This window comes from Methanocrinis sp., assembly GCF_049974945.1.
Classification (GTDB): Archaea; Halobacteriota; Methanosarcinia; order Methanotrichales; family Methanotrichaceae; genus Methanocrinis.
In genome coordinates, this window is record NZ_JBNGCU010000130.1 from 1 (window position 1) to 3,869 (window position 3,869).

The window sequence follows — 3,869 nt, forward strand, 5'->3', positions numbered from 1 at the left end:
TGAAGGGTCTGTTGATGCAGATCTCCGACCTGGTGGTGAAATATCCCGAGATCGCCGAGATGGACTTAAACCCCGTCTTCCTCTACCCTGAAGGCTACCGGGTGGTGGACGCGAGGCTGATCCTCGGCGACGCGCCAGAGGTCGTCGAAAGGGCTTTGCCCAAGGTCCAGGACCTCCACGATCTATTCTACCCGAGGAGCATCGCCGTCATCGGAGCCTCGGGGACGAAAGGGAAGCTCGGATGGAACGTCTTCTGCAACCTGATCAACCACGACTTCAAGGGCGAGCTCTACCCCATCAACCCCAAGGCCGAGTCGATAATGGGGATAAAGGCCTACCCCCGGATCAGCGCCGTCGGAGAGCCGATCGACGTCGCCGTCATCCTGGTCCAGGCGAGCATGACGCCGGAGGTGGTGAAGGAGTGCTGCGACTGCGGCGTCAAGTACGTCATCGTCGAGTCCGCGGGCTTCGCCGAGATGGGGGAGGCGGGACGGAAGATCGAGGAGGAGATGAAGGCGATCACCGATGCCTACGGCGTGCGGCTCCTGGGACCGAACTGTTCGGGGATAATAAACACCCACTGCAGCATGGTCCAGTCGATCGGGATCGTCGACGCCCTCTCCCGGGGGAACATCGGCCTCATATCCCAGGCCGGGGTCTGCGCCGCCGGGATGCTCTGGGGGCTGCGGCACATCATGGACTTCGGGATCGTGGCGACGATCGGAAACAAGCTCGACATCAACGAGACGGACATGCTGGAGGCGGTGAGCCAGGACGAGAACGTGAACGTCATCTGCATGTACCTGGAGTCGGTGAAGGGCGGGAGAAGGTTCATCGACGTGGCGAAAAGGATCACGAGGAAGAAGCCGATAATCACCCTCAAGTCCGGCAGAACCGAGGCGGGGAAGAGGGCGGTCGCCTCCCACACAGCCTCCATGGCCGGAGACGACCTCGTCTACAGCGCCGTCTTCAAGCAGGCCGGGGTGATCAGGGCGAGGGACTATGAACACATGTTCAACCTCTCTCGGGCCGTATCCAAGCAGCCCTTCCCCAAAAAGGAGGGTGTCTTCATCATAACCTACGCCGGGTCCCTCGGCGTCATCTCCGCCGACGCCGTCATCGACGAGGGGATGAGGCTCTCAGAGCTGGAGTCCTCCCTCAAGGAGAGGCTTCTGGATCTATTGCCGGAGTACGTCGGCGGGACGAACCCCGTCGACTACACCTTCAGCATGGATGCGGAGACGGTGAAGAGGACGATCGAGATCGGGGTCGAGAGCGAGGACGTGGGAAGCTTCATCGTCATCCTCCAGGCCGAGATCCTGGGAAGCTACGTCGAGCCCCTGGGCAAGATCGACTATCGGGGAAAGCCGATCATGGTCTGCGTCGCAGGAAAGGAGTTCGCCATGGACGACGTCATCAAGATGGAGAACGTCGGAATCCCCGTCTACCAGACCCCTGAGCAGTGCGCAGACGCCATATCGGTGATGTACAGGCACTGGCAGCTCTCTGGATGATGACCGACCCATCACCCCTCGGAGGCCGTCACGCACCGAGGGGATCATCCCCCGGAGCCGACGGGCTTTGGGGGGACGATGGCGGCGGCACTGTCCCGTTCGGTATCGATTCAATACAAGTTTTGGACGTCCTGGGGCACGGTCCAGTTTCCGCCCTCAAAGATTTTCATGGATGATCGGTTACGGGCAAACTCCATCGTCCTCGTCCAGTTCTTGCTGGACGGCAGAGTGGAGGGGTCGATCATCCTGTTGTACCGAGGGTCGAAGGCGGTCGAGGACTGGTTTGCCATCGCCAGGCTTTGGTTTTTCCTCGCCTCGGCTAGCTGTTTGGCCACCTTTCCCAGGGTTGATACGTTCTTCGAAGATCCTCCCAGGGATGCCGGTTCTTTGAAGATCCCAGAGCCGAAATAGGGGTAGTACTGGCTGTAGTCGATCCTCGATGGCGCGCCCCCGGAGAAGAATATGGGGTCGGAGAAGTAGGACCTCCACGCCGAGTAGTCGGGCCCGCTTCCTGGGTCCAGATAGTCTCCGCTCGCCTGGCCCGCCGCCAGGATCAGGGCCGATACGACCAAAATCAAATTGTGGTTTGAAATCATATCTTAATCACACTCCCCAGAGGGGAGTATGCCCGACCTCATTTAAATTACTTGCCCAATAGATGACAGTATGATCTCCCGCAACGGTCAGAGCCGGGAGATCTTCATAACGCACCCCTCGTCCTTCTCCTCGACCTCTAGCTTCATCCCCAGGTCTGCGAAGACCTTCCGCCAGTGGCTCTCGATGCAGGTCTTGCAGTGCTGCTTTGCCACAAGCCCCGCCCCCAGGCGGGCGAAGGCGTTGATCCCCTCCTTGATGGCGCACCTCTCCCTTCTGATCTCGACCCAGCCGTCCCCCTCCACCACCGAGACTTCGCTTCCGAATAGGTTCTTGTCGTTGGTGGCTACGGCGACGGCCAGGTCCTTCGGCTCGGATAGCTCGAGCCTCTTGAAGGTGTCGGCGACCTGGTGGGCGCCCATATCCTGAAACTCGCGAAGCCCCTTTTTGCCGAGTCTCTTCGCGACGTAGCCGCTGCTTCCGTAGAAGCTTCCAAGCCACATAGCCACCACCCGTTGCTGGATCTGATCTTTTGGGATCTCGGGAATGTCGATCATGAGAGAGGCTCGTCGTGAAGGCGATATAATCCTTTCCGAGTGCCAGAGCCCGATACTCCATTTTGATCGTTTCGAACCTGCGAAGGTTGGAGGAATCTTTCTGGACTGGCGAAGTTACCTCTCAAACCATCTTCGGAGAAGGGTGGGGATAAACGCTCTTAAAAGCACTGTGAGTTGGTCGTTTATGCTGGCGTTCACCTAGGGCCCATTTCAACTCGGTCAGGGAGCATACGAAACCCGATATTTTTATAATTCAGATAATTTATTATAATCACTTCACAAAAACAACTTTGGAAACACTTAAATATTCACTATATGAAAACGTACTCCATCTTTGCGGTCGTCTCATGTCCAGAGCATCTCGATCGACGACCGCTCGGATTGGGAGGGAGAGGAACGACTCGCATTTCAACAGACCCGTCGGGACCAGATTTTGGAAGGGCATGGGAGGAAGATCCAAACGTTGATGTCAGCTCAAGAGTGATTCATGTGATAAATGTCCAATCCATTTTTAAATCCATATTTTCACAAGGCGTCACGAACGTCTTCTCCCTTCTCCTGATCACTTTCTTACTTTTCGCGTCCATCTCGGGCGTCTTCGCAGCTTTGAGCACAAACGCCATCGCCCCGACCTCGGTCAACATCTGCGAGTCAAACCGCTTTGCTGCGTACATCAACAACACCGGGACGACCCCTGAAAATGATATTCTTCTCAACGTCACCATCCCTTCGGGCTTCTCTTACGAAAGCGGCACCACCGGCATAACCTTTCCCGACGGCTCTTCCAGTGAAGATCCCCAAATAGATGGGCCGTATCTCGAATGGAACCTGACGGATATAATGACCACCGAGACGGGGGTGGTGATAAACGAGGTTCTTCCCAACCCTCTGGGCAGCGATGGCAGCAATGAGCGCGTCGAGCTTTACAACGCTGGTAGCACCTCTGTAAACGTCAGCGGATGGTCCATAAAAGACGAAGCGAACAATACGAGGGACATAGAATCCTACCTAGTATCCGGCAGTGTCGAAATGGCCCCTGGCTCGTTTTTGGTGGTCAGTATGTGGCGTCTCGACAACGACGGCGACACGGTATTCCTCTTCAACGACACTGATGTGCAGAAGGATTCTGTAACCTACGGTACGAGCGTTGAGGGCGAGAGCTGGGCCTGCATGCCCGACGGCTCTGAGCTCTGGAACTGGAGAC

At 56.9% G+C, this 3,869-nt stretch carries 4 protein-coding genes; 2 read left to right on the plus strand and 2 right to left on the minus strand.

Annotated features, from left to right (window positions below):
- The coding region (locus tag ACP5EL_RS09525) for a CoA-binding protein (RefSeq protein ID WP_428402278.1) at positions 1 to 1,514 on the plus strand (1,514 nt) is incomplete at its 5' end.
- 110 nt (positions 1,515 to 1,624) lie between these two features.
- Here ACP5EL_RS09525 and ACP5EL_RS09530 read toward each other — a convergent pair.
- Together ACP5EL_RS09530 and ACP5EL_RS09535 are read right to left on the minus strand one after the other, a co-directional pair.
- Positions 1,625 to 2,092 carry a hypothetical protein gene (locus tag ACP5EL_RS09530; RefSeq protein WP_428402279.1) on the minus strand — a complete coding sequence of 156 codons (468 nt, stop codon included), beginning with the start codon at positions 2,090 to 2,092 and terminating at the stop codon, positions 1,625 to 1,627.
- A 105-nt stretch (positions 2,093 to 2,197) separates the two neighbouring features.
- A complete protein-coding gene (locus ACP5EL_RS09535) occupies positions 2,198 to 2,665 on the minus strand; it encodes a hypothetical protein (protein WP_428402280.1) in 468 nt (155 codons plus the stop codon).
- Between the two features lie 315 nt (positions 2,666 to 2,980).
- Here ACP5EL_RS09535 and ACP5EL_RS09540 point away from each other — a divergent pair.
- Positions 2,981 to 3,869 (plus strand): lamin tail domain-containing protein (locus ACP5EL_RS09540; protein WP_428402281.1); only part of this gene is annotated, 889 nt, incomplete at its 3' end.

Coding starts and splice junctions, on each gene's coding strand:
- ACP5EL_RS09535 (WP_428402280.1), bottom strand. CDS start 2,665: ATGATCGACATTCCCGAGATCCCAAAAGATCAGATCCAGCAACGGGTG.